General features: G+C 76.2%; 23 protein-coding genes and 1 other RNA gene. 13 read left to right on the top strand and 11 right to left on the bottom strand.

What is annotated here, in order from left to right; translation table 11 throughout:
• Positions 1 to 193: 193 nt before the first annotated feature.
• A complete protein-coding gene (locus ACFQ6N_RS35655) occupies positions 194 to 1597 on the top strand; it encodes an MFS transporter (RefSeq protein WP_380658128.1) in 1404 nt (467 codons plus the stop codon).
• Positions 1598 to 1610: 13 nt separating this feature from the next.
• The gene (locus tag ACFQ6N_RS35660; RefSeq protein WP_380658130.1) at positions 1611 to 2387 is read left to right on the top strand and encodes a hypothetical protein; all 777 of its coding nucleotides are present in this window, start codon (positions 1611 to 1613) and stop codon (positions 2385 to 2387) included.
• A gap of 58 nt (positions 2388 to 2445) precedes the next feature.
• Here the strand turns inward: ACFQ6N_RS35660 and ACFQ6N_RS35665 are convergent, their stop codons facing one another.
• Positions 2446 to 2673, bottom strand: a complete 228-nt coding sequence (locus ACFQ6N_RS35665) for a hypothetical protein (RefSeq protein WP_380658132.1) — start codon at positions 2671 to 2673, stop codon at positions 2446 to 2448.
• A 119-nt stretch (positions 2674 to 2792) separates the two neighbouring features.
• Here ACFQ6N_RS35665 and map point away from each other — a divergent pair, with 119 nt between their 5' ends.
• Positions 2793 to 3638 carry a type I methionyl aminopeptidase gene (gene map, locus ACFQ6N_RS35670; RefSeq protein ID WP_380658134.1) on the top strand — a complete coding sequence of 282 codons (846 nt, stop codon included), beginning with the start codon at positions 2793 to 2795 and terminating at the stop codon, positions 3636 to 3638.
• 70 nt (positions 3639 to 3708) lie between these two features.
• Here map and ACFQ6N_RS35675 read toward each other — a convergent pair whose 3' ends face one another.
• Positions 3709 to 4410, bottom strand: a complete 702-nt coding sequence (locus ACFQ6N_RS35675) for a bifunctional DNA primase/polymerase (RefSeq protein WP_380658136.1) — start codon at positions 4408 to 4410, stop codon at positions 3709 to 3711.
• Positions 4411 to 4882: 472 nt separating this feature from the next.
• On the opposite strand from ACFQ6N_RS35675, the gene ACFQ6N_RS35680 reads away from it, so the two are divergent.
• Both ACFQ6N_RS35680 and ACFQ6N_RS35685 read left to right on the top strand, forming a co-directional pair.
• Positions 4883 to 5113 (top strand): hypothetical protein, encoded by a 231-nt coding sequence (locus ACFQ6N_RS35680; RefSeq protein ID WP_380658138.1) that lies wholly within the window; start codon positions 4883 to 4885, stop codon positions 5111 to 5113.
• A gap of 56 nt (positions 5114 to 5169) precedes the next feature.
• Positions 5170 to 5367 carry a hypothetical protein gene (locus tag ACFQ6N_RS35685; protein ID WP_380658139.1) on the top strand — a complete coding sequence of 66 codons (198 nt, stop codon included), beginning with the start codon at positions 5170 to 5172 and terminating at the stop codon, positions 5365 to 5367.
• A 112-nt stretch (positions 5368 to 5479) separates the two neighbouring features.
• Here ACFQ6N_RS35685 and ACFQ6N_RS35690 read toward each other — a convergent pair whose 3' ends face one another.
• A complete protein-coding gene (locus tag ACFQ6N_RS35690; RefSeq protein WP_380658141.1) occupies positions 5480 to 6157 on the bottom strand; it encodes a PadR family transcriptional regulator in 678 nt (225 codons plus the stop codon).
• A gap of 197 nt (positions 6158 to 6354) precedes the next feature.
• On the opposite strand from ACFQ6N_RS35690, the gene ACFQ6N_RS35695 reads away from it, so the two are divergent.
• A complete protein-coding gene (locus ACFQ6N_RS35695) occupies positions 6355 to 6753 on the top strand; it encodes an ACT domain-containing protein (protein ID WP_380658143.1) in 399 nt (132 codons plus the stop codon).
• Between the two features lie 107 nt (positions 6754 to 6860).
• The gene (locus ACFQ6N_RS35700) at positions 6861 to 7118 is read left to right on the top strand and encodes a Prokaryotic metallothionein (RefSeq protein WP_380658144.1); all 258 of its coding nucleotides are present in this window, start codon (positions 6861 to 6863) and stop codon (positions 7116 to 7118) included.
• Between the two features lie 48 nt (positions 7119 to 7166).
• Here the strand turns inward: ACFQ6N_RS35700 and rnpB are convergent.
• The 5 genes from rnpB to ACFQ6N_RS35725 form a co-directional block, all read right to left on the bottom strand.
• Positions 7167 to 7565, bottom strand: an RNA gene (rnpB, locus tag ACFQ6N_RS35705) — RNase P RNA component class A.
• A 13-nt stretch (positions 7566 to 7578) separates the two neighbouring features.
• The gene (locus ACFQ6N_RS35710; protein WP_380658181.1) at positions 7579 to 9072 is read right to left on the bottom strand and encodes an MFS transporter; all 1494 of its coding nucleotides are present in this window, start codon (positions 9070 to 9072) and stop codon (positions 7579 to 7581) included.
• A 154-nt stretch (positions 9073 to 9226) separates the two neighbouring features.
• Positions 9227 to 10714: an RNB domain-containing ribonuclease gene (locus ACFQ6N_RS35715; protein ID WP_380658146.1), complete on the bottom strand. Its 1488-nt coding sequence runs from the start codon at positions 10712 to 10714 to the stop codon at positions 9227 to 9229.
• A 41-nt stretch (positions 10715 to 10755) separates the two neighbouring features.
• Complete coding sequence (locus ACFQ6N_RS35720) at positions 10756 to 11127, bottom strand: type II toxin-antitoxin system death-on-curing family toxin (protein WP_380658148.1); 372 nt, start codon at positions 11125 to 11127, stop codon at positions 10756 to 10758.
• A gap of 4 nt (positions 11128 to 11131) precedes the next feature.
• Positions 11132 to 11473 (bottom strand): hypothetical protein, encoded by a 342-nt coding sequence (locus ACFQ6N_RS35725; RefSeq protein ID WP_380658150.1) that lies wholly within the window; start codon positions 11471 to 11473, stop codon positions 11132 to 11134.
• 255 nt (positions 11474 to 11728) lie between these two features.
• Here ACFQ6N_RS35725 and yaaA point away from each other — a divergent pair, with 255 nt between their 5' ends.
• The gene (yaaA, locus tag ACFQ6N_RS35730) at positions 11729 to 12514 is read left to right on the top strand and encodes a peroxide stress protein YaaA (protein ID WP_380658152.1); all 786 of its coding nucleotides are present in this window, start codon (positions 11729 to 11731) and stop codon (positions 12512 to 12514) included.
• Between the two features lie 61 nt (positions 12515 to 12575).
• On the opposite strand, the gene ACFQ6N_RS35735 is transcribed toward yaaA, so the two are convergent.
• Genes ACFQ6N_RS35735 through ACFQ6N_RS35745 form a run of 3 tightly spaced genes read right to left on the bottom strand, consistent with a single transcriptional unit; the run spans position 12576 to position 15320 of the window.
• The gene (locus ACFQ6N_RS35735; RefSeq protein ID WP_380658153.1) at positions 12576 to 13712 is read right to left on the bottom strand and encodes a bifunctional RNase H/acid phosphatase; all 1137 of its coding nucleotides are present in this window, start codon (positions 13710 to 13712) and stop codon (positions 12576 to 12578) included.
• Between the two features lie 4 nt (positions 13713 to 13716).
• The gene (locus ACFQ6N_RS35740) at positions 13717 to 14460 is read right to left on the bottom strand and encodes a zinc ribbon domain-containing protein (RefSeq protein WP_380658155.1); all 744 of its coding nucleotides are present in this window, start codon (positions 14458 to 14460) and stop codon (positions 13717 to 13719) included.
• A 23-nt stretch (positions 14461 to 14483) separates the two neighbouring features.
• Positions 14484 to 15320 carry a Nif3-like dinuclear metal center hexameric protein gene (locus tag ACFQ6N_RS35745; RefSeq protein WP_380658157.1) on the bottom strand — a complete coding sequence of 279 codons (837 nt, stop codon included), beginning with the start codon at positions 15318 to 15320 and terminating at the stop codon, positions 14484 to 14486.
• A gap of 658 nt (positions 15321 to 15978) precedes the next feature.
• On the opposite strand from ACFQ6N_RS35745, the gene lanL reads away from it, so the two are divergent.
• The 5 genes from lanL (at position 15979) to ACFQ6N_RS35770 (ending at position 25268) form a co-directional block, all read left to right on the top strand.
• Complete coding sequence (gene lanL, locus ACFQ6N_RS35750; protein ID WP_380658159.1) at positions 15979 to 19056, top strand: class IV lanthionine synthetase LanL; 3078 nt, start codon at positions 15979 to 15981, stop codon at positions 19054 to 19056.
• Positions 19053 to 21044, top strand: a complete 1992-nt coding sequence (locus ACFQ6N_RS35755) for an alpha/beta hydrolase family protein (RefSeq protein WP_380658161.1) — start codon at positions 19053 to 19055, stop codon at positions 21042 to 21044. The genes lanL and ACFQ6N_RS35755 overlap by 4 nt, the downstream gene beginning before the upstream one ends.
• Before the next feature lie 231 nt (positions 21045 to 21275).
• Positions 21276 to 21419, top strand: a complete 144-nt coding sequence (locus ACFQ6N_RS35760; RefSeq protein WP_380658163.1) for a VenA family class IV lanthipeptide — start codon at positions 21276 to 21278, stop codon at positions 21417 to 21419.
• A gap of 137 nt (positions 21420 to 21556) precedes the next feature.
• Positions 21557 to 23212: an ATP-binding cassette domain-containing protein gene (locus ACFQ6N_RS35765; RefSeq protein WP_380658165.1), complete on the top strand. Its 1656-nt coding sequence runs from the start codon at positions 21557 to 21559 to the stop codon at positions 23210 to 23212.
• Between the two features lie 364 nt (positions 23213 to 23576).
• Positions 23577 to 25268: an ATP-binding cassette domain-containing protein gene (locus tag ACFQ6N_RS35770; RefSeq protein ID WP_380658167.1), complete on the top strand. Its 1692-nt coding sequence runs from the start codon at positions 23577 to 23579 to the stop codon at positions 25266 to 25268.
• Positions 25269 to 25431: the final 163 nt, after the last annotated feature.

Genomic DNA, 25431 nt, shown 5'->3' on the forward strand with positions numbered 1-25431 from the left:
AGCAACTTCACCTGCGCAACAATCTTCACATCAACGAACCTAGTACGCCCGGACTATCTGACGCAAACTCAGAAACCACAGGCCGTAACCACCGCAGTCCGCCTCGACGGCAAATCGCTGCCCCCCTGTCCCGCTACGCGGGCAATCCAATTCCTCCCCGGCCTGAAGAGCCGGGGCTTCCTTGGAGGACTCGGTGAACGTCGACGAACCTCCGCATACGCCCGCGCCCGGACGGGTCCGCTCGGCGCTGCGCTCGCTGACCCCCGACCTGTCCCCGTGGCGTGCCTCGCGTGACTTCCGCTACCTCTGGACGTCCGGCTGCGTCACCAGCTTCGGCAGTTTCCTGACGCTCGTCGCCGTGCCGCTGCAGATCAAGCAGCTCACCGACTCCTCCCTCGCGGTCGGCCTGGTCGGTGCCGTCGAACTCGTCCCGCTGATCGTCTTCGGCCTGTGGGGCGGCGCCCTCGCCGACGCCCTGGACCGCCGCAAGCTGGTGCTGCGCGCCGAGGCCGCGCTCGGTCTGCTGGCCGGGCTGCTGCTGCTCAACGCCCTGCTGCCGCAGCCGCTGCTGTGGCCGATCTACCTGGTCGCCGCGCTGGTCGCGGCCGCCGACGGACTCCAGCGCCCGGCCCTGGACTCGCTCACGCCGCGGATCGTCCCGCACCAGCACCTGACGGCCGCCTTCGCCCTCAAGTCGCTGTACCACAACGCCGCTTCGGTGGCCGGGCCCGCCCTGGCCGGCGTCGTGGTGGCCTTCGCCGGGGTGCAGACCGCGTACGCGCTGGACGTGCTCACCTTCGCCGCCTCGCTGCTGCTGCTCGCCCGGATCAAGGCCGTGCCGCCCGCCACCGGCGCCGAGCGCCCCTCGGTCCGGGCGGTGCTGACCGGCGTCCGCTACGCGTGGAGCCGCAAGGACCTGCTCGGGACCTACGCGATCGACGTCTGCGCCATGCTGCTCGCCTACCCGGTGGCCGTCTTCCCCTTCCTGGCCTCGGACTTGGGCGCGGACTGGGCGCTCGGCCCGATGTACGCGGCCTCCGCCGTCGGCGCCCTGCTGGTCGGGGCGACCAGCGGCTGGACGTCCCGGATCCACCGGCACGGGCGGCTGCTGGTGGTCGCCGCCGTCGCCTGGGGCGCGGCGATGGCCCTGGCCGGGCTGTCCGGGAGCGTCTGGGTGGTGCTGCTCGGGCTGGCACTGGCCGGCGGCGCCGACCAGCTCAGCGGGCTGGCCCGCGCGACCATGTGGAACCAGTCCATCCCGGACGGGGTCCGCGGCCGGATGGCCGGTGTGGAACTGCTCAGCTACTCCGTCGGCCCGCAGCTCGGCCAGGTCCGGGCGGGCACCATGGCCGGACTGGTCGGGGTGCGCGCCGCCGTCTGGACCGGCGGTATCGCCTGCGTCGTCGCCGTCCTCGCCGTGGCCGCCGCGCTGCCCGCGCTGCTCGGCTACGACGACCGCACCGACCCGCACGCCGCCGCCGTCCGCGCCGAGCACGAACGGGCCGAACGCGAACGGGCGGAGCACGACCGGGCGGAGCAGGCCGAGCAGACCGAACCGGCGGCCGGCACACCGACGGGGGCGGCGACCACGCTGTGACAGACTTTCGGGCATGAAATCCGGGGGATGGAAGCAGTGGACCGCCGTGGTGGTCGTGCCCGCGGCGGCGTTCGGGGCGCTCGGCTGGGCGCTGTGGAACGGCGGCAGGGCCGCGGACCAGGCCCCCCGGGACACCGGGACCCCGCGCCCGGCCGCCGGCACCCCCGGGCCCCCGGCACCGGACCTGACGGCGCTGGCCGCCTCCCCCGAGGTGGCCGCCGCCGACCAGGGCCTCGCCGCCGAGATCGACCGCCGGCTGGCCGCCCTGCTCCCGGTGCTCTCCGGTGCCCAGCAGATCGGCGAGGGCGTCCAGGACGGCTGCGGTGCGGCCCCCGGCGCCTCCGACGGCTCCGGGCCGCGCCGGACGGCCGCCAGCTGCCGTCGACAGGTCGTCAAGTACCTCGCCGTGACGGGCGATCCGCGACAGGTCCGGTCGCACTGGGAGCAGGCGATGGCCGCCCAGGGGGCCCAGCAGACCGACTCCAACGCCTCGCCCCGGCCCGGCGAGGGGCTCTGGTACGGCTTCCCCCGGGGTGACGGCGACCGCGACCTGCTCGGGGTGACCCTGGCCTTCGACGAACGTCAGGACCTGCGCTCCTCCCCCACCCCGGGCGCCGGCTTCCCCCGGACGCCGGACGCGCCGAACGCCGCCGCCACCGTCTGGGCCGACCGGGGTTCCAGGGCCGCGCCGCCGGTGGACCAGGCCGCCGCCCAGGCGGTCGCGGCCGGCCGGCGCCTCGTCGTGCTGAGCGTCGACGAGGAGTACTTCACCGGCCCCGACCCGCGCTGACCCGGCCCGGGTCCTGCCCCCGCCCGGCTGCCCGGCTGCCCGGCTGCCCGGCCCGTCCCTACTCCGCCCCGTCCTTCGGCTTGTCGCCCCAGCGCGGGTCGTCCTTCCACTCCCGGTTGCGCTCGTCCGCGATCCGCAGGGCCTGCGCGGCCTCCTCCGGGCTGTCGTACGGCCCGAGGCGGTCCTTCGCCGGGCACTCCGGGCCCTCCTCGACCTTGCCGTGCTTGATGCAGTAGAACCACTCGCCGGGCTTGCCGGTCGACTTGCGGTGGAATCCGAGGGGCATGGCGTTCTCCCGTTCAGACGGTCGGTGTTCGAAGGTCGGGCCGGTACCGATCATTCCCCGCGCGGGGCCGCCCCGCACACCGCCCGTACCGGCGGAGCCCGGCGACTAGACTCGCGGCCATGGCTCTCGTACCCGGCATCCAGTCCCCCACCCGCAAGGTCCCGGCCCACATCGCGCGCCCCGAGTACGTCGGGCGCCCCGCCCCGACGCCGTACACCGGGCCCGAGGTGCAGACCGCCGAGACGATCGAGAAGATGCGGATCGCGAGCCGGATCGCCGCCCGGGCCATGGCGGCGGCGGCCGAGCTGATCGCCCCCGGCGTCACCACGGACGCGCTGGACGCGGTCGCCCACGAGTACATGTGCGACCACGGCGCCTACCCGTCCGACCTCGGCTACCGGGGCTTCCCCAAGTCCGTCTGCACCTCGATCAACGAGGTGATCTGCCACGGCATCCCGGACTCGACGGTGCTGCGGGACGGCGACATCGTCAACATCGACGCCACCGCGTACATCCACGGCGTGCACGGCGACCTCAACGCCACCTACCTGGTCGGCGACGTGGACGAGGAGTCCCGGCTGCTGGTCGAGCGCACCCGGGAGTCCCTGGACCGCGCGATCAAGGCGGTCAAGCCGGGCCGTCAGATCAACGTCATCGGCCGGGTCATCGAGTCCTACGCGAAGCGCTTCGGCTACGGCGTGGTGCGGGACTTCACCGGGCACGGCATCAACACGTCGTTCCACTCCGGGCTGATCATCCCGCACTACGACAGCGAGCGGGCGACCGAGGTGATCAAGCCGGGCATGACCTTCACCATCGAGCCGATGCTGACCCTGGGCACCTACGACTACGAGGTCTGGGCCGACGGCTGGACGGTCGTCACCAAGGACCGCAAGCGCACCGCCCAGTTCGAGCACACGCTGGTGGTCACGGCGGACGGCGCGGAGGTCCTCACCCTGCCGTGACCCCCGCCCTGCCGTGACTCCCCGGTGGGCGCACCCACCGGGGGGCCGGTCGGCCGATCCGGGGGGCCGGTCAGCCGATCAGCCACTGCTCCTCGGCGACGGCGCCCACCTCGGTGCAGGCGTCGGTCAGCACGTCCAGGACGCGCAGCGGGTCCGGCAGCGCCTGCTCGGGACCGCGCAGCCAGCGCACCTGGGAGCCGTCCGGCAGCGCGGCCGGCGGGAGCAGGGTGTACGAGCCTCGGCAGTGCCAGCGCAGCCCGGGGTGCTCGGACATGGTGTCCGGGGTGGAGTCGAGCGCGCTGGTCCACCACTCGTCCTCGTCCTGCGGGGTGCCGCGGGTGGCGGTGAAGAAGAGGTAGCGGTCCTCGCCGACGGCGGCGACCGGGCCCTCGACGCCCAGCGCCGTCAGCCGCTCCAGCGCCAGCCGCCCGGCCTCCGCCGGGACGTCCAGCACGTCGTGGACCCGGCCGGTCGCGGTGATGAAGTTGGCCTGCGGGTCGCGGGAGAGCCAGCGGGAGAGCTGCTCGGGGTCGGTGGTGGCCTGCGTCTGCCAGGCGAAGGAGACCGGGTGCTGGGCGGGAGCCGGACAGGCCACCCGGTCACAGGAACAGCGGTAGCCGGCCGGATGGGCGGCCGGGGCGAGCGGGAACCCGGCGCGCGCGGCGCCGAGCAGCTGGTCCAGTCCGGTCCCCGGGCCGTCCGCGTCCCCCGCCCGGGCCCGCTGACGATCACGCTTCTGCCACCAGGTCGTCCACCTGCCGCCGGCTTCCATCGGGTCCCTTCCGCGCAACTGCCGTGCCTGGTGCGACACAGCGTTCGACGTACCACTCCGACGCAACGCACGGCGCGCCCCGCTGCTTCCCGGGGTGCTCGGCCCTGCCGTCCGCGCCCAGCCGGCCGCGGCCCGGGGTCACCGGACGGCCGACGCCAGGGTCACGGTACGCAGTCGCGGCAGCACGCTGTCCGCGCCGGATCGGCCGGAGGGCGCGGGGATCCGCGCCCCGCCCGGCCCGTACGGGCCCGCTGACCCGGGTGGACCCCGAGGGCGTACAGGAAGGATAAGGGTGCGCGGGGCCTCCGGATGACCGGGGGCGGTGCCTCTCCGGTCACACTCCCGCGGGCACCCCGGGCACACTCCCGGCACTTGGCCCTCACCGGGCCTCCCCGCGCCCGCCCTCCCCGGGTGTCCCCGGTCACCCCGCGACACCTCCGGGTCACCCGTGCGGAGGTGAGACCCTGGGGGGATGAAGAGCGCGGACACCGCATTCGTCGGCGGCCCCCTGGACGGCAGGATCCTGCCCGTCCCGCTGGGGCCGATGCTCGGCGTGCCGAAGAAGTACAAGGTCCCGGTCCCCGCGCACGGCGACACGGCCGCGCGCACACTGGTGTACGTCCGGGCCAAGCAGGTACGGGGCCTGAGCTGGTTCTGGCGCTACGAGTACGACGAGGCGGCCACCGCCAAGGCCTCCGGCTGACGAGCCTCCGGCCGACGGGCCGCCCCGCTCCCCCATCGACCCTCCGGGAGGTCGGCATGGCCAGGACGGTACGGCACCCGAGGAGCAGTTCCCGGGCCGTCGCGCACCACAACCGGGAGGTCGCCGCCGTCACGGCGGTGCTGCTGGCGGCGGTGAGCGTCTACACGGTGGTCATCGGGCAGAACGGCTGGCTCTGGTTCGGCTGGGCGGTGCTGCTGCTGGTCTGCGTGGCCCTGTTCCTGGTCCACCCCTGAGCAGCGGCACCGCCCGTCGCGCCGGCGCGGCTCCCCCACCGGCGCGCGTCCCCCACCGGTACGCGCCCCCGCCCGTACGCATCCCCCGCCCGTACGCATCCCCCGGCGCCGGTCAGTCATCCTCGGCGAGGACCAGGTACAGCTTCTTGCGGGCCTCGGTCAGGACGGCCAGGCCCTTGGCGCGCTGCGCCTCGGTGCCGGTCCGCATGACCTGCTGGACCGCCTGCTCCAGCGCGGCGAGCGCCTGGCCGACCTCCTGGACCGCCTCCCAGTCGACCTCCCGGCCGGCCTCCGCCCACGGCTCCGCCGGCCCGGCCTCGGCCGCGGCCCGGCCCGCCTCGGTGAGCGAGACCAGCCGCTTGCCGCCGACCTCCTCCGCGGTGATCAGGCCCTCCTCCTCCAGCAGCTGGAGGTTGGGGTAGATCGAGCCCGGGCTGGGCCGCCAGGCCCCGCCGGTCCGCTCGGTGATCTCGGCGATCATCTCGTAGCCGTGCATCGGCCGCTCCTTGAGCAGCGCCAGCAGCGAGGCGCGCACGTCCCCGCGCCGGGCCCGGCCGCCGCGCCGCCCGTGCGGGCCACCGCGCCGGCCGCCGTGCCCGCCGAAGCCGTGCCCGTACGGGCCGCCCATCGGCCGCCCCGGCCCGCCGCCGCCGAACGGCGGACCGAACCCGCCGAACGCCTCCCGGCCCTCGAAGCCCTCCCCGGGCATCTCCCGGAACTCCGGCCCCGGCCCGCGCCGGCGGCCACCGCCGCGCGGACCCTCTCCACGAAATCGCATTCCTGAGCGCATGGCGCCCACCTCCTGGTACTCCGACCGGTACTCCGAAACGGGTTCTCCGAAACGGGATATCCGAAACAGTCGAGTCACTGTCTCGATAGTTCGACGATATATCGGTGACTGTCGCTCGTCAACGACTTACCGATACTGTCCCCGACCCGGCCGCCAGGCACGGGCGCGTCACCCGTCCAGCCGCTACGGTGGCGGGCATGTCCGGAGAACGAGACCTTGCGATGCTCCTGCGCGGGATGCGCCCACAGCTCAACCCGGGGCGGTACGTGTACTGCACGCTCCCCGCGAAGGTGCCTGCGGGCATGCGGCCGGTGGTGACGGTCGCCGAACCCGAAGGCGTGACAGTGGTGGTCGCCCAGGAGGAGGCGGACGCGCTCGGGCTGCGCTACGAGTACGTGGCGGCCTGGATCACCCTGCAGATCCACTCGGCACTGGAGGCCGTCGGCCTGACCGCGGCCGTCGCCGGACGGCTCGCCGAGGACGGGATCAGCTGCAACGTGGTGGCCGGCTTCCACCACGACCACCTGTTCGTCGCCGCCGACGACGCCGACCGCGCCGTCCGGGCCCTGGAGGAGCTCTCCGCCACCACCGGCTGAGCCGGTTCCGCCCGACAGTCCCGCCGGGTGGCCGTCGCCGACCGGGCCTTCGACACTGGGAACAGCCGCCCCGCCGGGAGCGGCCCCACCGGAAGGAGACGGCCGCCATGGCCATCTGCGTCACCTGCGGCAACGACTACTGGCTGGCCTTCGAGATCAAGACGGTCACCGGCGACACCTACACGTTCGACAGCTTCGAGTGCGCGATGGAGAAGCTCGCGCCGCGCTGCGAACAGTGCACCGTGCGGATCGTGGGCCACGGCGTCGAGGTGGCCGGCATGTTCTTCTGCTGCGCCAACTGCGCCCGGGTCAGCGGGGGGCTCGGCACCCGGATCCGCGACGCCGTCGGCGCCCACCCGGCCTGACCGGCCGAGCCGGCCGCCCCCCGCCCGTTCACGGGGCGGGAAGGGCGGCGGAAGAGTCGGCCTGTACGCCGGGTTCTGTCTCCCGGGGTGCTTGCGCGGCCCGGGGAGGCGGCCATCCATCTAGGGCTGCCGTTGCCGACAGCCTCGTGCGGTCTACCCGCGGACTCAGGCGAGCAGCCTTCGAACATCCGCGCACGGCGCCCGAGGGCACCGATCTTGACCTTGCTCCAGGTGGGGTTTACCTAGCCGGCCGGGTCACCCCGGTCGCTGGTGGTCTCTTACACCACCGTTTCACCCTTACCCACCACCGAAAGCGGTGGGCGGTCTGTTTTCTGTGGCACTGTCCCGCGGGTCACCCCGGGTGGGCGTTACCCACCACCCTGCTCTGTGGAGCCCGGACGTTCCTCGGCGGGTCCGGAGACCCGTCGCGACCGCCCGGCCGACTCTTCCGCCGTAGTGGTCATCGTAGCCGCTCGGGCGGTGCCTCCCGTACACCGGACCGGACGGCCGGCGGCTCGCCGCCGAGGCGGGCGGCCACCCGGGCGGCCGTCGCGCGGGCCCAGTCGGTGGTGGTGACCAGGCCCAGGGCGAGGATCGCGCCGCCGAGGCCGACCAGGATCCACCAGCCGGCGTGGCTGGCCGGGGCGAAGCCGGTCGCGACCGGGCCGACCACGGCCGAGGTGACGACCGTGCCGATCACCGCGACGCCCAGCGACTGGCCGACCTGACGGCTGGTCGAGGCGACCGCGGCCGCCACCCCCGCCTGGGCGCGCGGCATGCCGGAGACCGCCGTGTTGGTGATCGGCGCGTTGACCATGCCGAAGCCGAAGCCGAACAGCGCGTACGCGGCCAGCAGCAGCGCCGGCGGGGAGTCCGCGGCGAGCCGGGTGAGCAGCAGCCCGCTCGCCCCGAGGCCGAGCCCCGCCGCGACCAGCGGCAGGCGCGGGCCCCGGCCGCCGACGATCCGTCCGGACAGCGGCGCGCAGACCAGCACCATCCCGGCCATCGGCAGCGTCCACAGCCCGGCCTCGGCCGGGCTGTAGTGCCGAACGTCCTGGAGGTAGAGGGTGTTGAGGAAGAGGAAGCCGCCGAGCGCGGCGAACGCGCAGACCGCGGTGACGGTGGCTCCGGTGAACGGCGCGCTGGCGAAGAACCGGGGGTCGACCAGCGGCTCGGCCACCCGCCGCTCCCACAGCGGGAAGGCGACCAGCGCGGCCGCGGCGACCGAGGCGAGGACGAGGATCAGCGGGGAGGTCCAGCCGTTGCCCGGGCCCTCGATGATCGCGGCGGTGCCGCAGCCGAGCAGCACGATCATCAACAGCTGCCCCACCGGGTCCAGTCGGCGCGGCCGGGGCGAGCGGGACTCGGGGACGAAGCGGGCCGTCAGCAGGATCGCGGCCAGCGCCACCGGGACGTTGATCAGGAAGATCGACGGCCAGCCCGCGCCGTCCACCAGGAAGCCGCCGAGCACCGGGCCGAGGGCCATCGAGATGCCGACCACGCCGGCCCACACGCCGATCGCCCGGGCCCGCTCCTTCGGATCGGTGAAGACGTTGGTGATGATCGACATCGCCACCGGGTTCAGCATCGAGCCGCCCACCGCCTGCAGCGCCCGGAACGCGACCAGCCACTCCAGGCTCGGCGCCAGGCTGCACAGCAGCGAGCCGAGGGCGAAGCACACCAGGCCGGTCTGGAACACCCGGCGGCGGCCGAACCGGTCGGCCACCGAGCCGAACAGCATCAGCAGCGAGGCCAGCACCAGGGTGTAGGCGTCGATGATCCACTGCAACCCGGACGCCGGGGCGTCCAGGTCCCGCTGGATCGAGGGCAGGGCGATGTTCACCACGGTGTTGTCGAGGCCGACGATGAACAGGCTCAGGCAGCAGATCGCCAGGACGAGCAGACGGCGGCGCCGCCCGGCCGCGTGCTCGGCGGCGGGTGCGGCGGCGGGCACGGCGGCGGCGGGGGGTCGGGCATCGGGCACGCCCCGATCCTCCCACCGCCGGGCGGGGGCGGGGGGACCGGGCGGACCGTACGGGTGGCGGGCGGGGGCGCTCCCCGGCCCGGCCGCCCGGCCGCACTGGCCGCAGAGCTGCAGGCCTACAGGCCTACACGGCCGCGAAGCGGACGGTCCGGGTGGCCGGGTCGGCCATGGTCAGCCGGACGCCGATCACCCGGCCGAGCGGCAGCCGCCCGGCCGTACCGGCGCCCGCGCCCCCGCCCGCGCCGGCGCCCGCCGCGTCGCAGCGGGCCCGGACCGCCGGGTCGCGCAGCTGGACGGTGCCGGAGGAGGGCCGCTTCTCGTCCACGTCGACGACCACCGCGGCGAACTCCTCGCCCTCCCGGCCGGCCAGCAGCTCCGCCTCCACCAGGTCCACGCAGGCGCGTTCCACCCCGCCCGCGCGTCGGTCCCCGTTCGCCATCAGCGCCGGGACGGCCGGCAGCGCGTCGCGCGCCCAGTCCGGCACGTCCTCCCCCGCCGCGACCGCCGCGCACACCTCCTGCGCGAAGCGGTCGCCGAGCCGGCGAAGCGGCGCGGTGCAGTGCGCGTACGGGGCGGCGAGCGCGGCGTGGTCCGGTGCGGCGGGCGCGGGCAGGCCGCGGGACTCGTCGAAGGCGTGGTAGCCGGCGCCGCGCAGCAGCCCGGTGCAGGCGTTGAGGAAGGCGGCGTTCAGCGGCACGTCCGGGTCCAGCGAGCGGATCAGTTCGGGGTACGGGAGCGCCTGCGGCCAGTCGACGTCCAGCGCGGCGGCGATCCGGCGCAGCCGCTCGTACGCGCCGGGCGGGGCGGCCGGCAGGGTGCGCAGCAGGCCGACGCCCGCGTCCAGCATCAGCTCGGCCGCGGCCATGCCGGTGAGCAGCGAGATCTGGGCGTTCCAGCCGTCGGCGGGGCCGGCCGCGCGGTAGCCGAGGACGTAGCCGTGCAGGGTCTCCTCGACCTCCTGCTCGGGCACGGGCAGGCTGATGCCGCCCCGGGCGCGCTCCTGCTCCTCGCGCAGCCGGCCGACGGTGGCCAGCAGGGCGAGCTGTTCGTCGGCGCCGCCGAGGTGCACCGCGCGTTCGACGGCGGCGTAGTCCAGGCGGCGGTGCGAGCGGACCAGGGCGCGGCGCAGGTCGGCGAGGACGACGGCGCCGTCGGCGTCCAGGTCCAGTTGCCAGAGCAGCGCGGGCCGGGGCTCGCCGGGCAGCAGGCTGGCGGCGTCCTCGGAGATCCGGGCGGGGTGCAGCGGGACCCGGTGGTCCGGGAAGTAGAGGGTCTCGACCCGGCGGCGGGCCTCGGTGTCGATGGCGCCGCCCGGGCGGACGAAGGCGGCGACGTCGGCGATCGCGTAGTGCACCCGGTAGCCGCCGCCGGCCCGGTGGGTGAGGTGCATGGCCTGGTCGAGGTCGCGCGAGCCGGGCGGGTCGACCGTGAACAGCGGCAGGTCGGTGGCGTCGTGCTCGGGCAGCCGGGGGCGTTCGGCCGCCTCCTCCGCCTCGGCGAGCACCGCCTCCGGCCACTCGGTGTGGATGTCCAGGGAGGTGCGGAGCTCGTTCAGTTCGGTGTTGATCCGGGCGGAGTCGGCGGCCTTGACGCGCAGTTTTCGGCGAGGCATGGACGCAGCGTAGGGCGAATCGGGTGATTTCGGATGGAGGCTCAGCGTCCCAGCAGGGACTTCAGGTCCTTCGCCGCGAGCACGACCGCGTCGTCGTACCGGCCGGTGGCCAGCCGCAGCATGAACGCGACGGCGTCGTCAGGGTGCGGGTCCGCGTACGGTTCGCCGTTGTAGTCCAGGAACAGCAGCATCGCCTCGAAGGCGGTGCGCTTGTTGCGGTCGACCAGCGGGTGGTTGCGGGACAGGCTCTGGCCGAGGGCCGCCGCCTTGGTCCACAGGTCCGGGTAGGCGTCGTCGCCGAACAGGCTCGCCTGCGGGCGGGCGATGGCCGAGAGCAGGCCGCCGAGGTCGCGGATGTTCTCCGGGCCGCCGGCGAGGTAGGTGACGTCGTCGAGGTCCAGGTACTCGGTCACGAGGTCACAGGTCCTTGAGGCGGTCGAGCGTCTCCGCGTTGGCGGCGCGGATCCTGGCCACCATGGCCGCGCGGCGCTCGGCCCTGCCCTGCCGGGCTCCCTCGGCGAGCGCCTCGGGCACCTCGGACCGGCGGACGTCGAAGGCCAGCTCGGCGGTGCCGGAGCCGCCCGGCTCCTCGGTCACCCGGACCTGCCCGGCCATCACGGCCCGGGCCGCCGCCCGCAGCGCGAACTCCAGCGCCTGCCGGGTCTCCGCCGGCAGGCCGGCGGGCAGGCGCACGGACAGGGACTCCTCGACGGCGTCGTCGTCGCCGTCGGGTACCAGGTCCAGGGGTCGCAGGGTCATGTCGTTCACCTCTCCTCCCGGCTCACCGTAGTGGTGGAAGCCGGGGCGGCCCACCGCATTTCGGCGGGCGATGGCCGGTCCGCCGCCGCGGGGGCGCCCGGGGTCCGCCGCCGCGGGGGCGCCCGGGGCCCGCCGCGGTGAGGGCGCCCGGGGCCCGCCGCGGTGAGGGTCCCCGGGCCTGCGTGGCGCTGGGGGCCGGAGCGGCCGCAGTAGGGTGGCGGGGTTCGTCCGCCGCAGAATGTCGAGGAGTCCGCTGTGCTGGTGCTGCTGCCGCCTTCGGAGGGCAAGGCCGGGTCCGGGGACGGTGGGCCGGTGGCGCTGGACGGGCTGTCGCTGCCCGGGCTGACGGCGGCGCGCGGGGCGGTGCTGGACGCGCTGGTCGGGCTCTGCCGGGGCGACGAGGACACCGCCGCCGGGGTGCTGGGGCTCTCCCCCGGCCTGCGGGGCGAGATCGCCAAGAACGCCGGTCTGCTGACGGCGGGGGCCCGCCCGGCGGGCGAGGTGTACACCGGGGTGCTGTTCGACCACCTCGGCCTGGCCACCCTGGACGCCGCCGCCCGCGACCGGGCCGAGCGCTCGCTGCTGGTGTTCTCCGGCCTCTGGGGCGCCGTCCGGATCTCCGACCGGATCCCGTCCTACCGCTGCTCGATGGGCGTGAAACTCCCCGGACCGGGGGCGCTCGGGGCGTACTGGCGGAGCGCGATGGCCCCGGTGCTGCCGGAGGTGGCGGACGGACTGGTGCTGGACCTGCGCAGCTCCGCGTACGCGGCGGCCTGGAAGCCGGCCGGCGAGGTGGCCTCCCGGACCGCGACCGTCCGGGTGCTCCAGGAGCGGGACGGCAAGCGCAGCGTGGTCAGCCACTTCAACAAGGCGACGAAGGGCCGGCTCGTCCGGGACCTGCTGGTCGCCGGGGCCGAGCCGAAGACGCCCGCCGAGCTGATGGACGCGCTGTCGGCGCTGGGCCACCGCGTCGAGCCGGCGGCGGAGGGCACGGCCCGCAAGCCGTGGCAGCTGGACGTCGTGGTCACCGAGGTGCACTGAACCGCTCCGGATGCGCGCCCGGAGCGGGGGCGCACCCGGCCCGGGTGCGCCCCGGCGTCCGTCAGCGCAGGTGCGAGGTGTCGTTGAGCAGCCGCAGCGAGGCGTTGCCGTCCGCGTAGTACTGGACGGCGCAGATCGATGCGGCGCTCAGCTCCATCCGGTACATCGAGTCCGGCGGGGCGCCGAGCGCCAGCCGGACCAGTGTCTTGATCGGGCTGACGTGCGAGACCACCAGCACGGTCTTCCCCGCGTAGCGGGCGATGATCTTGTCCCGGGCGACGCCGGCCCGGTGGGTGAGGGTGGTGAAGCTCTCGGCGCTGCCGGTCGGCTTGGCCTTGGCGGAGCCGAGCCAGGCCGTCAGGTCGGCCGGGTGGCGCTCCTGCACCTCGGCGAAGGTCAGCCCCTCCCAGTCGCCGAAGTCGACCTCGCGCAGCCCGTCCTCGTACCGGACCTCCAGGCCGAGCCGGGCGGCGACGGTCTCGGCGGTCTGCCGGGTGCGGAGCATCGGGGAGGCGACGACCGCCTGGACGCTGCCGCGCGCGGCCAGCGCCTCGGCGGCCCGCTCGGCCTGCCAGCGGCCCTTGTCGGACAGCTCCGGGTCGGTGCCGCCGCTGCCGGAGAAACGCTTCTCCGGGGTGAGCGGGGTCTCGCCGTGGCGCAGCAGGACGAAGGTGGTCGGGGTGCCCAGATCGGCGGGGGCGGCCCAGCCGGCCCTGGGGGCGGCGGGCTCCGGCAGCGGCTCGTCGACGACGGCCGGGGCGGGCTTGCGGGGCTCCCACTGGCGCCCGGCCTTGCCCGCGTCCATCGCCTCGTTGGCCAGCCGGTCGGCGTCCTTGTTCCGCTCGCGCGGGATCCAGGTGTACGCGACCCGGCCGCGCGGGAAGACCGTCCTCGCCTCGGCGGCGAGCGGCTGCATGTCGGGGTGCTTGATCTTCCAGCGCCCGGACATCTGCTCCACCACCAGCTTGGAGTCCATCCGGACGTCCACCGAGGCGTCCGGGTCGAGCTCCCGGGCCGCCCTGAGGCCGGCGATCAGGCCCTTGTACTCGGCCACGTTGTTGGTGGCGTGGCCGATGAACTCGGCGGCTTCGGCGACGATCTGCCCGGTGTCCCCGTCACGGACGACCGCGCCGTAGCCGGCCGGCCCCGGGTTGCCCCGGGACCCGCCGTCCGCCTCGACGATGAAGCGCGCCGCCACCGGATCAGGCCCCGGAGTCCGCGGTGCGGACCAGGATCCGCGAGCAGTTCTCGCAGCGGACGACCTTGTCGGCCGGCTCGGCCTTGATGGCGTTCAGCTCGGTGATCGAGAACTCGGTGCGGCAGCCCTCGCAGCGGCGCTGGTAGAGACGGGCCGCGCCGACGCCGCCCTGGGTCTCGCGCAGCTTGGCGTAGACCTTCATCAGGTCGGCCGGGACGACGGCGGCGACGGTCTCGCGGTCGCGCTTGACCTTGTCGGCCTCGGCGTCGATCTCCGCCAGGGCGGCGTCGCGGCGGCCCTCGGCCTCGGTGAGGACGATGGTGGAGTGCTCCAGGCGGGCCCCCAGCTCCTCGACCCGGGACTTGGCGCTCTCCTGGCGCTCCATGATCTCCAGCACGACCTCTTCCAGGTCGCCCTGGCGCTTGGCGAGCGAGCCGATCTCGTGCTGGAGGTTCTCCAGGTCCCTCGGCGAGGTGATCGAGCCGGAGTCCAGGCGCTGCTGGTTGCGGGCGGAGCGGGCGCGGACCTGCTCGACGTCCTGCTCGGCCTTGGTCAGCTCGCGGGCGGTGTCGCCCTTCTGGGCCTCGGCGGCGACGACGAGGTCCTTGAGCGCGGTGTGGTCGGCGGAGACCTTCTCGATCTCGGCGTGCTCGGGCAGCGTCCGGCGCCGGTGGGCCAGCTGGTCGAGCTTCGAGTCGAAGGCCTGTAGGTCGAGCAGGCGGATCTGGTCGGCGGGCGCGGCGTTCAAGGGGACAGCTCCTGTGGATCGGGTCAGGCGGTGAAGGACATGGGGGCGTGCGCGGTCCACGGGTCGGTGACCCGGTGGGAGACCTTGGTCTCCACGGCCCAGCCGTGCTTGTCGGCGGCGGACTGGAGGGACCGCTCGGCCAGGGCGAGCCAGGGCCACTCGGTGGCCCAGTGGGCGGCGTCGATCAGCGCGACGGGCGCCGCCTCGGCGGCCTCGGAGGCCGGGTGGTGGCGCAGGTCGGCGGTCACGTAGGCGTCGACGCCGGCCGCCCGTACGTCGGCGAGGAAGCCGTCGCCCGAGCCGCCGCACACCGCGACCCGGCTGATCAGCCGGTTCGGGTCGCCGGCGACGCGGACGCCGGCGGCGGTGGCGGGCAGGCCCCCGGCGACCCGCGCGGCGAACGCGGACAGGGTCAGCGGGGGCTCCAGCAGGCCGATCCGGCCGGAGCCGCGACGGCCCAGCGGGTCGGTCGGGTCGGCCACCAGCGGGCCGGTCACCCGCAGGCCGACCGCCTCGGCCAGCGCGTCCGAGACACCGGGGTCGGCGTGGTCGGCGTTGGTGTGGGCGACGTGCAGGGCGATGCCGTTGGTGATCAGCGTGTGCACCACCCGGCCCTTGAAGGTGGTGGCGGCGACGCTGGTGGTGCCGCGCAGGTAGAGGGGGTGGTGGGTGACCACCAGGTCGGCGCCCCACTCCACGGCCTCGTCGACGACCGCCTGGACGGGGTCGACGGCGAACAGCACACGGCTGACCTCGGCCTGAGGGTCTCCGCAGACCAGGCCGACGGCGTCCCAGGACTCCGCCCACTGCGGCGGGTAGACCTCTTCGAGCGCGGTGATGACGTCGGACAGTTTCGGCACCTGTCGAGACTACCGTGCGCGCGGGCGCGGTCGGGCCTCGGCCGTTCGGGTGCCGGGCCGCCGGCGGGGGTGCCGTGGCGCGGACGCCGGTCCGGTGCGGGTCCGGTGCCCGCCCGGTGCGAGTCCGGCGGCGATCCGGCGGGGGTCCGGTGCGGGTCCGGCGGGGGTCCGACGGGGGTCCGGCGGCGGGGCGTTCGAACGGTTCGCGGCGGGGTTCGGACGGGGGTGCCCGGGGCGCACGGATGCGCGTCAACCTGCGGCGGGGCGCCCCGGACGGCCCCGCGCGGGTCGTGCACGCCCGCACGCCGGGCGCCCGCTGCTCACATGAGGGCTCTCGTACGAATTCGAAACCGCCTCCTGATCACCCTTACGAGTGAAGTGACCGGCTCTGCGTTGAGTCCCCGGATTTCTCGAAACTAACTTCAGTCCTGCGAACGGGAGTTGCCCCGGCAGTAGCCCCCTCGGGGGCGGCAGGGCCGACGCGGGCCAGGGGCCCGCCGGACCGGCGGTCCGGACTCCCGTCCCTCGGAGCCCCCCTCCCCCGGGAGGAGGCCGACGAGGGGCGCACCAGGACACCGATCAGGCCGGGCCGTACGCCCGGGTGCCGGAGCAGTGGCACCCGAGGGGCGGCGGCCGAGACGAAGGGATGTGGCGGCGGATGAGGGCGGGCACATCGCTGCGCACGGCCGGGGACAGGGGATCGGTGGGGCACGCGCCGGATGCGGCCGGTGCGTGGCCGGAGGCGACGCGGGCGGCACTGGCCGGTACCGGAGGCCGGGGAGGCGACGGCGACTGGGACGTCACCGTCGGCGGCTTCTGGTGCACGGCCAGGCCGACCGCGTCCTCGCCCCTGCCAGGACAGGGGTGGAAGCTCCATGTGAGCGCGGCCTCACTGGCGGGCGAGGACGTGCTCGCGGCCGTCGTCCGGGTGCTCGCCGAGGACCCGTGCAGCTTCAAGTTCGCCGCCGCCCGGGAACGCCTCCGGGAGCTCAACTCCCGGAACAGCGACCGTGGTTCGGCGGGCAAGTTCATCACCGTCTACCCGGCGGACGACGCGCAGTTCCAGCGGCTGGCGGCCGCGCTCGACCGGGCCACCGCCGGGCTGCCGGGGCCGGTGGTGCTCTCCGACCGGCCGTACCGGCCCGGCAGCCGGGTGCACTACCGGTACGGCGCGTTCGCGCTGCCGGCCGAGCTGGGCAACGACGGGGAGTACCGGTCGGTGCTGCGCGGGCCGGGCGGGCAGCGGGCCGAGGACGTGCGCGGGGGGTCGTACCGGGCACCGGGGTGGGTGCGGGATCCGCTGCGGGCCGAGGCCGCCGGGGAGGGCGCAGTCGGCGGGCGACCGGGCGGCGGACGGCCCGGCGGCGTACTGCTGGCCGGGCGGTACGCGGTGACCGCCGCCGTCCGGCACGGCGCCAAGGGTGGGGTGTTCCTCGGCCGGGAGGCGACCAGCGGCACCGAGGTCGTGGTCAAGCAGGCCCGCGCGCACATCGAGGTCGACCGCGCGGGCACCGACGCCCGCGACGCCCTGCGGCACGAGGCCGCGCTGCTCGACCGGCTGGCCGGGCAGGACCTCGCCCCGCGCGCCGTCGAACTCATCGAACAGGACGACTCCGTCTTCCTGGTGCAGGAACGGATCGCCGGACAGCCGTTCGGCAGCTGGGTCTCCGCCCGGCTGCGGCGCGACGGCAGCCCTGACGTCGACTGGGCCGAGGCCGGACCGGTCGCGCACGCCCTCCTCGACCTGGTCGAGCGGGTGCACGCCCAGGGGCTGGTGCTGCGCGACCTCTCCCCCGGCAACGTCATGGTCCGCCCGGACGGCTCGCTGCGGCTGGTCGACCTGGAACTCGCGGCCGAGGCCGGCCGCACCGCGGGCTCCGCCGGCACCCCCGGCTACCGCGCCCCCGAGCACGGGCCCGGCCGGCTCGCCCCCGCGGGCAGCTGCGTCGCCGACCCCGCCGTCGACCTGTACGCCCTCGGCGGGCTCTTCTTCCTCCTGGCCACCGGCCACGACCCGCTGCTCCCGGAGGACCTCCCGCAGGCCCGCCCGGTCGGCGAGCGCCTCGGCCGCTGGCTCGCCCTCGCGGCCCGGACCGGGACGACGGCCCGGCGCCTGGCACCGGCCGTCCTCGGGCTGCGGGCCGAGGACCCGCACCGGCGCTGGACGGTGGCACGGGTGCGGGAAGCGCTGCGCGAGGCCGCGGAGCCGACGGGCACCGGCACGCCGGGCGGCCCCGCGGGCGGCACGGGCGGCACGGCCCGGCCCGCCCTGGTCACACCGCTGTGGCACGCCCCCGCCCGGCAGGGCGGCACCGGCCCGGCGGCCGACGGCGCCCCGCCCCTCGACCGGCTGCTGCACGACGGCCTGCGGCACCTCGCCACCACCGCCACACCCGAACGGCGCGACCGGCTGTGGCCCGTCGTACCCGCCGGGGAGCGGACGGACCCGTGCAATGTGCAGCACGGCGCCGCCGGGGTACTGGCCGTCCTGGCGCGGGCGGTCGCCGCCGAGGGGGTACCGGGCGAAGGGCCGCCCGGCCCGGGACCGCACGGCCCACGGCCGCACGGCTCGCGGCCGCACGGCTCGCGGCCACACGGCGAAGGGCTGCCCGGCGAGGTACGGGCGGAGGCCGCGCGAACGGCCCGGACGGCCGCCGACTGGATCGAACGGCGCATCGCCGCCGAACCGGTCGTCCTGCCCGGACTGCACTTCGGCCGCTCCGGAACGGCCTGGGCCCTGCTCGACGCCGCCCGCGCGCTGGGCGACACCGAACTGGCCGACCGCGCCGCCGGGCTCGCCCGCCGGATCCCGGTCGAGTGGCCCAACCCCGACGTCTGCCACGGCGCGGCCGGCTCCGGCTTCACCCGGCTCCGGTTCGCCGCCGACGGCGCCGCCCCGGCCCGGGCCGGCGCCCCCGACTTCCTCGACCAGGCCGTCCACGGCGCCCGCGCCCTGCTCGCCGCCGCCCGCCGCGAACCGTACGGAACGGTCTGGCCGGTGCCCGGGGGCTTCGACTCGGCGCTCGCCGGGATCACCCATCTCGGCTTCGCCCACGGCGTGGCCGGCGTGGGCGCCTTCCTCCTCGCCACCGCCGAGGCGGCCGACGACCGGGCCCTGCTCGCCGGAGCCGTAGAGGCCGGACGGACGCTCGCCGCGACCGTACGCCGGGGCGTACCCGACAGCGCCCGCGACGGCGGGGCCCACGACGGCGGGACCCACGACACCGCCCGCGACACCGCCTGGTGGCCGCAGAGCGCGGGCGACCCGGAGCACATCCGGCTCGCGCACTGGTGCAGCGGCTCCTCCGGCGTCGGCAGCTTCCTGCTGCGGCTCTGGCGCGCCACCGGCGACCCCGAGACGCTCGACCTGGCCCGCGCCGCCGGACACGCCGTGACGGCCGCCCGCTGGCACGGCGGAGCGAGCGCCTGCCACGGACTGGCCGGCGACGGCGAGTACCTGCTGGACCTCGCCGAGGCCACCGGCGACCCCGGATTCCGCACGGCGGCCGAGCAGTCGGCCACCCTGATCGCCGCCCGGGCGGCGCTGCGCGACGGCCTCCTGGTACTTCCGGACGAGACGGGTACGGGCTGCGCCACCGCCTACGGCACCGGCACGGCGGGCCCGTTGGCCTTCCTGCTGCGACTGCGCCACGGCGGCCCCCGGCTCTGGCTCGACCCGGCACCGCCCGGCGTCCCCCGACTCCCCTCCGACGGAAGCGGGGTGAGCGGAGCATGAACGTGGCCACCCGCACCGTGACACAGGCCCTGCGCCGGCTGAGCTTCACCTTCGCCGCCGACGGCAGCCACGCCGCCTGCCTGGCCTCGTCCGCCGACAGCGGCTGGTACGTGGAGAGTTGGCGACTGCCGCAGGACGGCACACCGGCCGCGCCGATCGCGCTGCCGTTGTCCGGCAACCGCTCGGAGAGCCTGCACGCGCAGCTGGTCGCACTCCCGGACGGCTCGGTGCTGGTCTGCCGGCACGACGGCGAGCGGCACGACCTGGTCCGCCTCTCGTACGGCGGGAACGCCGCCGTGGAACAGCCGTTGGCCGCACTCCGGATGGCCGGACTGCGCCTGCTGCCGCTCCCGGTGCCGGCCGGCGCCGGCCCCCGCACGCCGGTGGCCGTCGCCCTCGGCACCGACACCCGCCCGGCCACCACCGCCTGGCTGGTGCGGACGGACGGCAGCGAACCCGAACCGGTCGCCGAGATCCCTGGACTGCACGGCGGCGGCACCTGGCTGGACCACACCGGCACACTGCTCGCCCTGGACCGGGTGAACGCGGGCCTGGTCCGCAGCGTCGTGCTCGACCTGCGCAGCGGCACGACCACCCCGCTGCTGGAGATCGGCGAGCGCAGCAACGACCGCCTGGTGCTGTTCGACCCGGACAGCCGGTTCGCCATGGTGCGCAGCGACGCCCCCGGCACCGACCGGCTCGGCTGGGGCATCCTCGGCGGCGGCGAACCGCTGCGGTTCCCGGAGTGCCTGCACGTCGCCGGCATGTTCCTGCGGCCGGTCGCCCTGCGGCAGGCGGCGGACGGCCCCCGGGTCGTGGTGCAGATCGACCACGGCGCCGGGTCGGCGCTCGCCCTGTGGCGGCCGTCCGGCGGGCGGCTGGACCCGCTGCCGGTGCCGCCCGGGCGGCTCGGCGCGGTCGGGCACTGGGACGCGGCGGGGCTTCGGCTGCCGTACTCCTCGCCCGACCACCCGACGGCACTGGCCACCCTGGACGTCGACGCGCTGCTGGCGCACGGGCCGGTCCCGGCCGCCACCGGCCCGATGCCGCTGCCGCTGCAACTCGCGCCGCTGGCCTCGGGGCTGCCCGGCCCCTGGCGGGACACGGTGCTCCCCTGGCAGCCCGGCGGGGTGCGCGCCGTCCGGACCCCGCCGCCCGGCTGGCGGCTGGACGGCAGCACCCCGCCCGGCGAGGGCGGCCGGTGGCAGCCCGCGCAGAGCCTCGAACTGGCGGGCCCGGCAGGCCCGTTGGAGGCCGTGGTGTACGGCGGCGACGCCTGGCTGAGCAGCCCACACCTGGTGCTGGCACTGCACGGCGGCCCGGCGGACGCCTGGCGGCTGGAGTTCGACCCGGCGCTGCAGCGGATGTCCGCCGGCGGGCTGGCGGTGGTCGCACCGAACCAGCGCGGCTCCACGGGCTACGGCGTGACGCACGCCCTGGCCATCCGGGGCGCCTGGGGCGGGCCCGACCTGGACGACGTGCTGTACCTGCTGGACGGCATCGCGGGCCAGCGCGCGGCGCTCGGCCTGGAGCCGCCCGCACTGTTCGGGGTCAGCTACGGCGCGTTCCTGGCGCTACTGGCGGCCGCGCACGCGCCGGCCGGGCAGGTCGCCCGCTGCGCGGTGGTCGCCCCGTTCCTCTCCGGCGCCCGGCTGCTGGCCGAAGCGGCGCCCCCCGTACGGGCGTTGACCACCCGGCTGGGCGGCGGCGAACCGATCGCCGACGCCCGCGGGCCACGCGACGTCCTCCAGCTGGCGCACCGGCTGAGCGCACCGCTGCTGGTGGTCCACGGCAACCGGGACGAGGTCGTGCCGGTGAGCCAGTCCCGTTCGCTGCGGCACGAGTTGCTGCGGATCGGCCGGATCGAGGGCGAGGACTTCCGGTACGTCGAGGCGGCGGGCTCCGGCCACGAGGTGCTCGTCGAGGAGGGCGCCGCCGTCCTCCACGAGCTGCTGGCGGCGTTCCTGCGGACCGGCCGACCGGGCTGACCTGCCCGGACGGGCTGGCCGGGCTGACCTGCCCGGCCGGTCCGACCTGCCCGGACGACCGGCCGGGTCGGCACACCACGGGGTCCCGCAGACCCCCGTTCCCACAGACTCCCGGGCCCGTCGAGGCCCGGGGCACCTGCCCCGACGCGGTGGATGGAGACCGCCCGGGGCGCGATACCCGATGCCCGCACGCAGATCGCAGCGGGCGCACCACAAGGGGAGGAAACAATCATGGAGCACATGGTGGACTTCGAGACCGACCTCGCGGCGCTGCAGGACCTGCCGGAGACCGAGTCCGTCGAGCTGACCGGCCACGGCAACGGCTGCCAGTACACCTGCCTCATCCTGACCTGTCTGCTCTTCACCGTCAGCTGAGCCACCGGCTCGGCCGACCGCTGATCGGGCGGTAGTCACCGGGTGCCGTCCCTGCCTGTCCGGACAGGCGGGGGCGGCACCGGCCTTTCCCCGTTCCCGCGCCCTGACCATCCCGACCATCCGACGGGAGCCTCCAGTTGCCCCGCCGTCCCACCGGCTGGACCCTCGCACTCGGCCTCGCCCTGCCGGTCGAGGCCGCCACCACGCTCGCCCTGCCCGCCGTACTCGCCGGAGCCGTCGACGCCGCCCTCGGCCGGCGCCCCGGGCCCGGCGCGTTCCTGCTGCTCGCCCTCGTCCTGGGCACGGCGGCCACCGCCGGCGCCACCGCCGCCGCGGCCGGGCCGGCCTGCTCCGCCGAGGCCACCGCCGCCCTGCGCGGCCGTCTCGTCCGCCACCTCCTGGCCCTCGGGCCCGGCGGCCGGCTGCGCGGCGGACCGCCGCCCGGCGACCTCACCGCCCGACTGCTGGCCTCGGCCGGCGACGCGGGCGGGCGGCTGCCCGCCGTGCTGGGCGCCGCCGGCGCGCTGCTCACCTCGGTGGGCGCGATCATCGGGCTCGGGCTGCTCTCGCCGTGGCTGGCGCTCGCCTTCTTCGCGGGCGTGGTGCCCGGTGTGGTGCTGATCCGGCTCTTCCTCCGGCAGGCCGGGGCGGTTTTCACCCGCTACCAGGAGGCCCAGGGCGCGCTCGCCGCCCTGCTGGGCGGGGCCCTCACCGGGCTGCGCAGCATCCGTGCGGCGGGCGCCGAACGGCATGAGGCGGCACGGGTGCTGGCGCCCCTGCCGGAGCTCTCGGCGGCCGGGCACGCGCTCTGGGCGGCGCAGCGGCGCACCGCCTGGCAGGCGACGCTGCTGATCGCCCTGGTCGAGGTCGCGGTGCTCACCACGGCCGGCGATCTGCTGGCCGACGGCGCCCTGGCCCCGGGCGCGCTCGCGGCGGCGGCCGGCTGGGCGGCGCTGGGCGCGGGGCTGTTCGAGCAGGTGGAGGCGCTGGTCGGGGTGGCGCACGCCCGGGCCGGGCAGGCCCGGGTGGACGAACTGCTGGCGCTGTCGCCCGTTCCGTCCGGCACCGGCGTGCTTCCGGCCGACGGCCCGGGGCGGGTCGAGCTGCGCGGCGTGGTGGTGCGTGACGGCGGGCGGGTGCTGCTCGGCCCGCTCGACCTCACCGTCCCCGGCGGTCGTACGGTCGCCCTGGTCGGCCGCTCCGGCTCCGGCAAGTCCCTGCTGGCCGCGCTGCCGGGCCGGCTGCGCGACCCCGACGAGGGCTGCGTACTGATCGACGGCGTCCCGGTGGGCGACCTCGCGCCGTCCGAGCTCCGGCATGCGGTCGGCTACGCCTTCGCCCGGCCCGCACTGGTCGGCCGGACGGTCCGCGAGGCGCTGGGCGGTGCCGGGCCGGCCGAGGCGGCGGCCGCCCGGGCGGACGGCTTCCTGCACCGGCTGCCGCTCGGCTGGGACACCCCGCTCGACGAACTCCGGCTCTCCGGCGGCGAGTTGCAGCGACTCGGACTGGCCCGGCTGCTGGCGCGGCCCGCCCGGGTGGTCGTGCTGGACGACGCCACCTCGGGACTGGACCTGGCCACCGAGTACCAGGTCACCGAGGCCCTGGAGCGTGCCACCCACGGCCGCACCCGCCTGGTGACCGCCCACCGCGCCGGCGTCGCCGCCCGCGCCGACCTGGTCGCCTGGCTCGACGCGGGCCGCCTCCGCGCCCTCGCCCCGCACACCGCCCTCCTCGCCGACCCCGACTACCGCGCCGCCCTCGCGGACACCGCCCTCCAGGCCGCCGCCGGGTGACGGCCCGCGTGGGAAGTCGGCGGGCCCGACTTCCCGCGCCGCTCCCGGCCGTACAGCCCCCGTCGAACGACCCCGCACCCGCACCCACCCGCAGCACAGGGGTGGGCGCCCCCTCACGGAAAGCCGGTCCGACCGACCTCCCATGCAGCCGACGCCCGCACCACCCGACGGCCCCACCCCGCCCGCGCACGCGGGAAGTCGGCGACGTCGACTTCCCGCGCAGCACGGCCGCTCCGCCGCTCCGCGCCGACGGCTCCGCGCGCCCGGCCCGGCCCCGGTGCCGGGCCGGGCCGGCACCGGACGTCGGCGGGGCCGACGCTCCGCGGTCCGCCCGTCGCCCGGCTGGGCCCTGCTGTTCGGGCAGTTGGCCACCACCCGGGGCCCGCTGCTGCGGATGCTCGGGTGGTCCGGGGCGGAGGCTCTGCCGCCGCTGCTGTCCGGGCTGTTCGTCTCGGCCGCCGTCGACCAGGGGTTCCTCGCCGGGCGGCCCGGGGTCGGGGTGGCCTGGCTGAGCGGCTTCGGCGCGGCCATGGCCGTCCGGGCGTACGCGACGCGGGCCGGGTTCCCGTACCTCGCCGCCGTGGTGGAGCCGCTGCGGGACGCCCTGGTCGCACGGGTGGTCCGCAGCGCCCTCGCCCGACCGGCCGCGGATCCGGCCGAAGTCGCCCGGCTCACCGAACAGGTCGAGTCCGCCCGGCAGTTGACCGCCACCCTGCTCCGCACCCTGCGCGGGGTCGGGGTCACCCTGATGGCAGCCCTGGTCGGCCTGGCGCTGCTCGCCCCCGCCGTCCTGCCGCTGGTCCTGCTGCCGCTGGCGGGCGCCGGGCTGATCTTCGCCCGGCTGCTGCGACCGCTGGTGGCACGGCGCAGGGCCGTGGTCCTGGCCGAGGAACGGCTCGCCGCCGTGGCCGGGCGCGCACTGGCGGGGCTGCGCGACGTCCAGGCGACCGGCACCGGGGACGAGGTCGCCCGGATGCTGGCCGGGGCCGCCGAGGAGAGCGCAGCGGCTTCGCGGGCGCTCGGCCGGGCCTCGGCACTGCGCGCGCTGGTGGTGGCGCTCGGCGGGCGCCTGCCGGTCCTGACCGTCCTCGTGGCGGCGCCGTGGCTGCTCGCCCACCGGGTCCTCACCCCGGGCGAACTGCTCGGCGTCGCCACCTACCTCGTCCAGCAACTCGACCCGGCGGTACGGACACTGGCCGGTACGGTCGGCGGCTGGCTGCTCGACCTGGCCGTCGTCCTCGACCGCCTGGCCACGACCACGGCCCCCGGCACCCGGACCCCCGACGACCCCGACGGCCCCGCTCCCGCTCCCGCTCCCGACGTACGGTCGGCCGACGTACGGCTGGCGGGCGTCCGGTTCGGGCACGGCGGCGGTGCCGTGCCCGTGCTGGACGGGCTCGACGCCTGGTTCGGGGCCGGCGAGCACGTGGCGGTGGTCGGGCCCAGCGGGGCGGGGAAGTCGACCCTGGCGGGGCTGCTGGCCGGGGTGCTGGCGCCGACGGCGGGGTGGGTGGCGGTGGGCGGGGCGCCGCCGGTGCCGGCCCGGTCGGTGGCGCTGGTGCCGCAGGAGGCGTACGTGTTCCCGGGCTCGGTGCGGGACAACCTGGCCTGGCCGGCCCAGGGCCTCCCGGACGGCGTCCTCGCCGGGGCCGTGGCGCTGCTGGGCGCGGAGGAACTGGTGGCACGCCTCGGCGGGTTCGGTGCCGCACTGGGCGATCCGAGTGAACTCTCCGCAGGTGAGCGCCAGTTGCTGGCACTGGTGCGGACGTACCTGTCCCCCGCCCCGGTCGTGGTGCTGGACGAGGCGACCTGCCACCTCGACCCGGCCGCCGAGGAGCGGGTGGAGCGGGCCTTCGCGGCGCGGCCGGGCACGCTGGTGGTCGTCGCGCACCGCATCAGTTCGGCCCTGCGGGCGGACCGGGTGCTGCTGCTGGACGGCGGGCACGGGCTGCTGGCACGGCACGGGGACCTCCAGGTGCTGTCCCCGCTCTACCGCGAGCTGGTCGGCCACTGGCTCGGTTCCGCGCCCCGTACCGGCACCGGAGCCGCGTCATGATCTCGATAGGATCTCGTCCGTTCCGGCCGTTATGGTGGCCGGGGCACGGGCCGCGATCACCGGCTACGGGCGCGTACCGAGCGCCCGATCGGGGACCGACCGTGCGCCACCGGCGCCGGCCGGGCGCCGATGACCAGCACCCTCCGCACGGAAAAGACGATTT

The sequence above is a fragment of the Kitasatospora sp. NPDC056446 genome, from assembly GCF_042796115.1.
Classification (GTDB): Bacteria; Actinomycetota; Actinomycetes; order Streptomycetales; family Streptomycetaceae; genus Kitasatospora.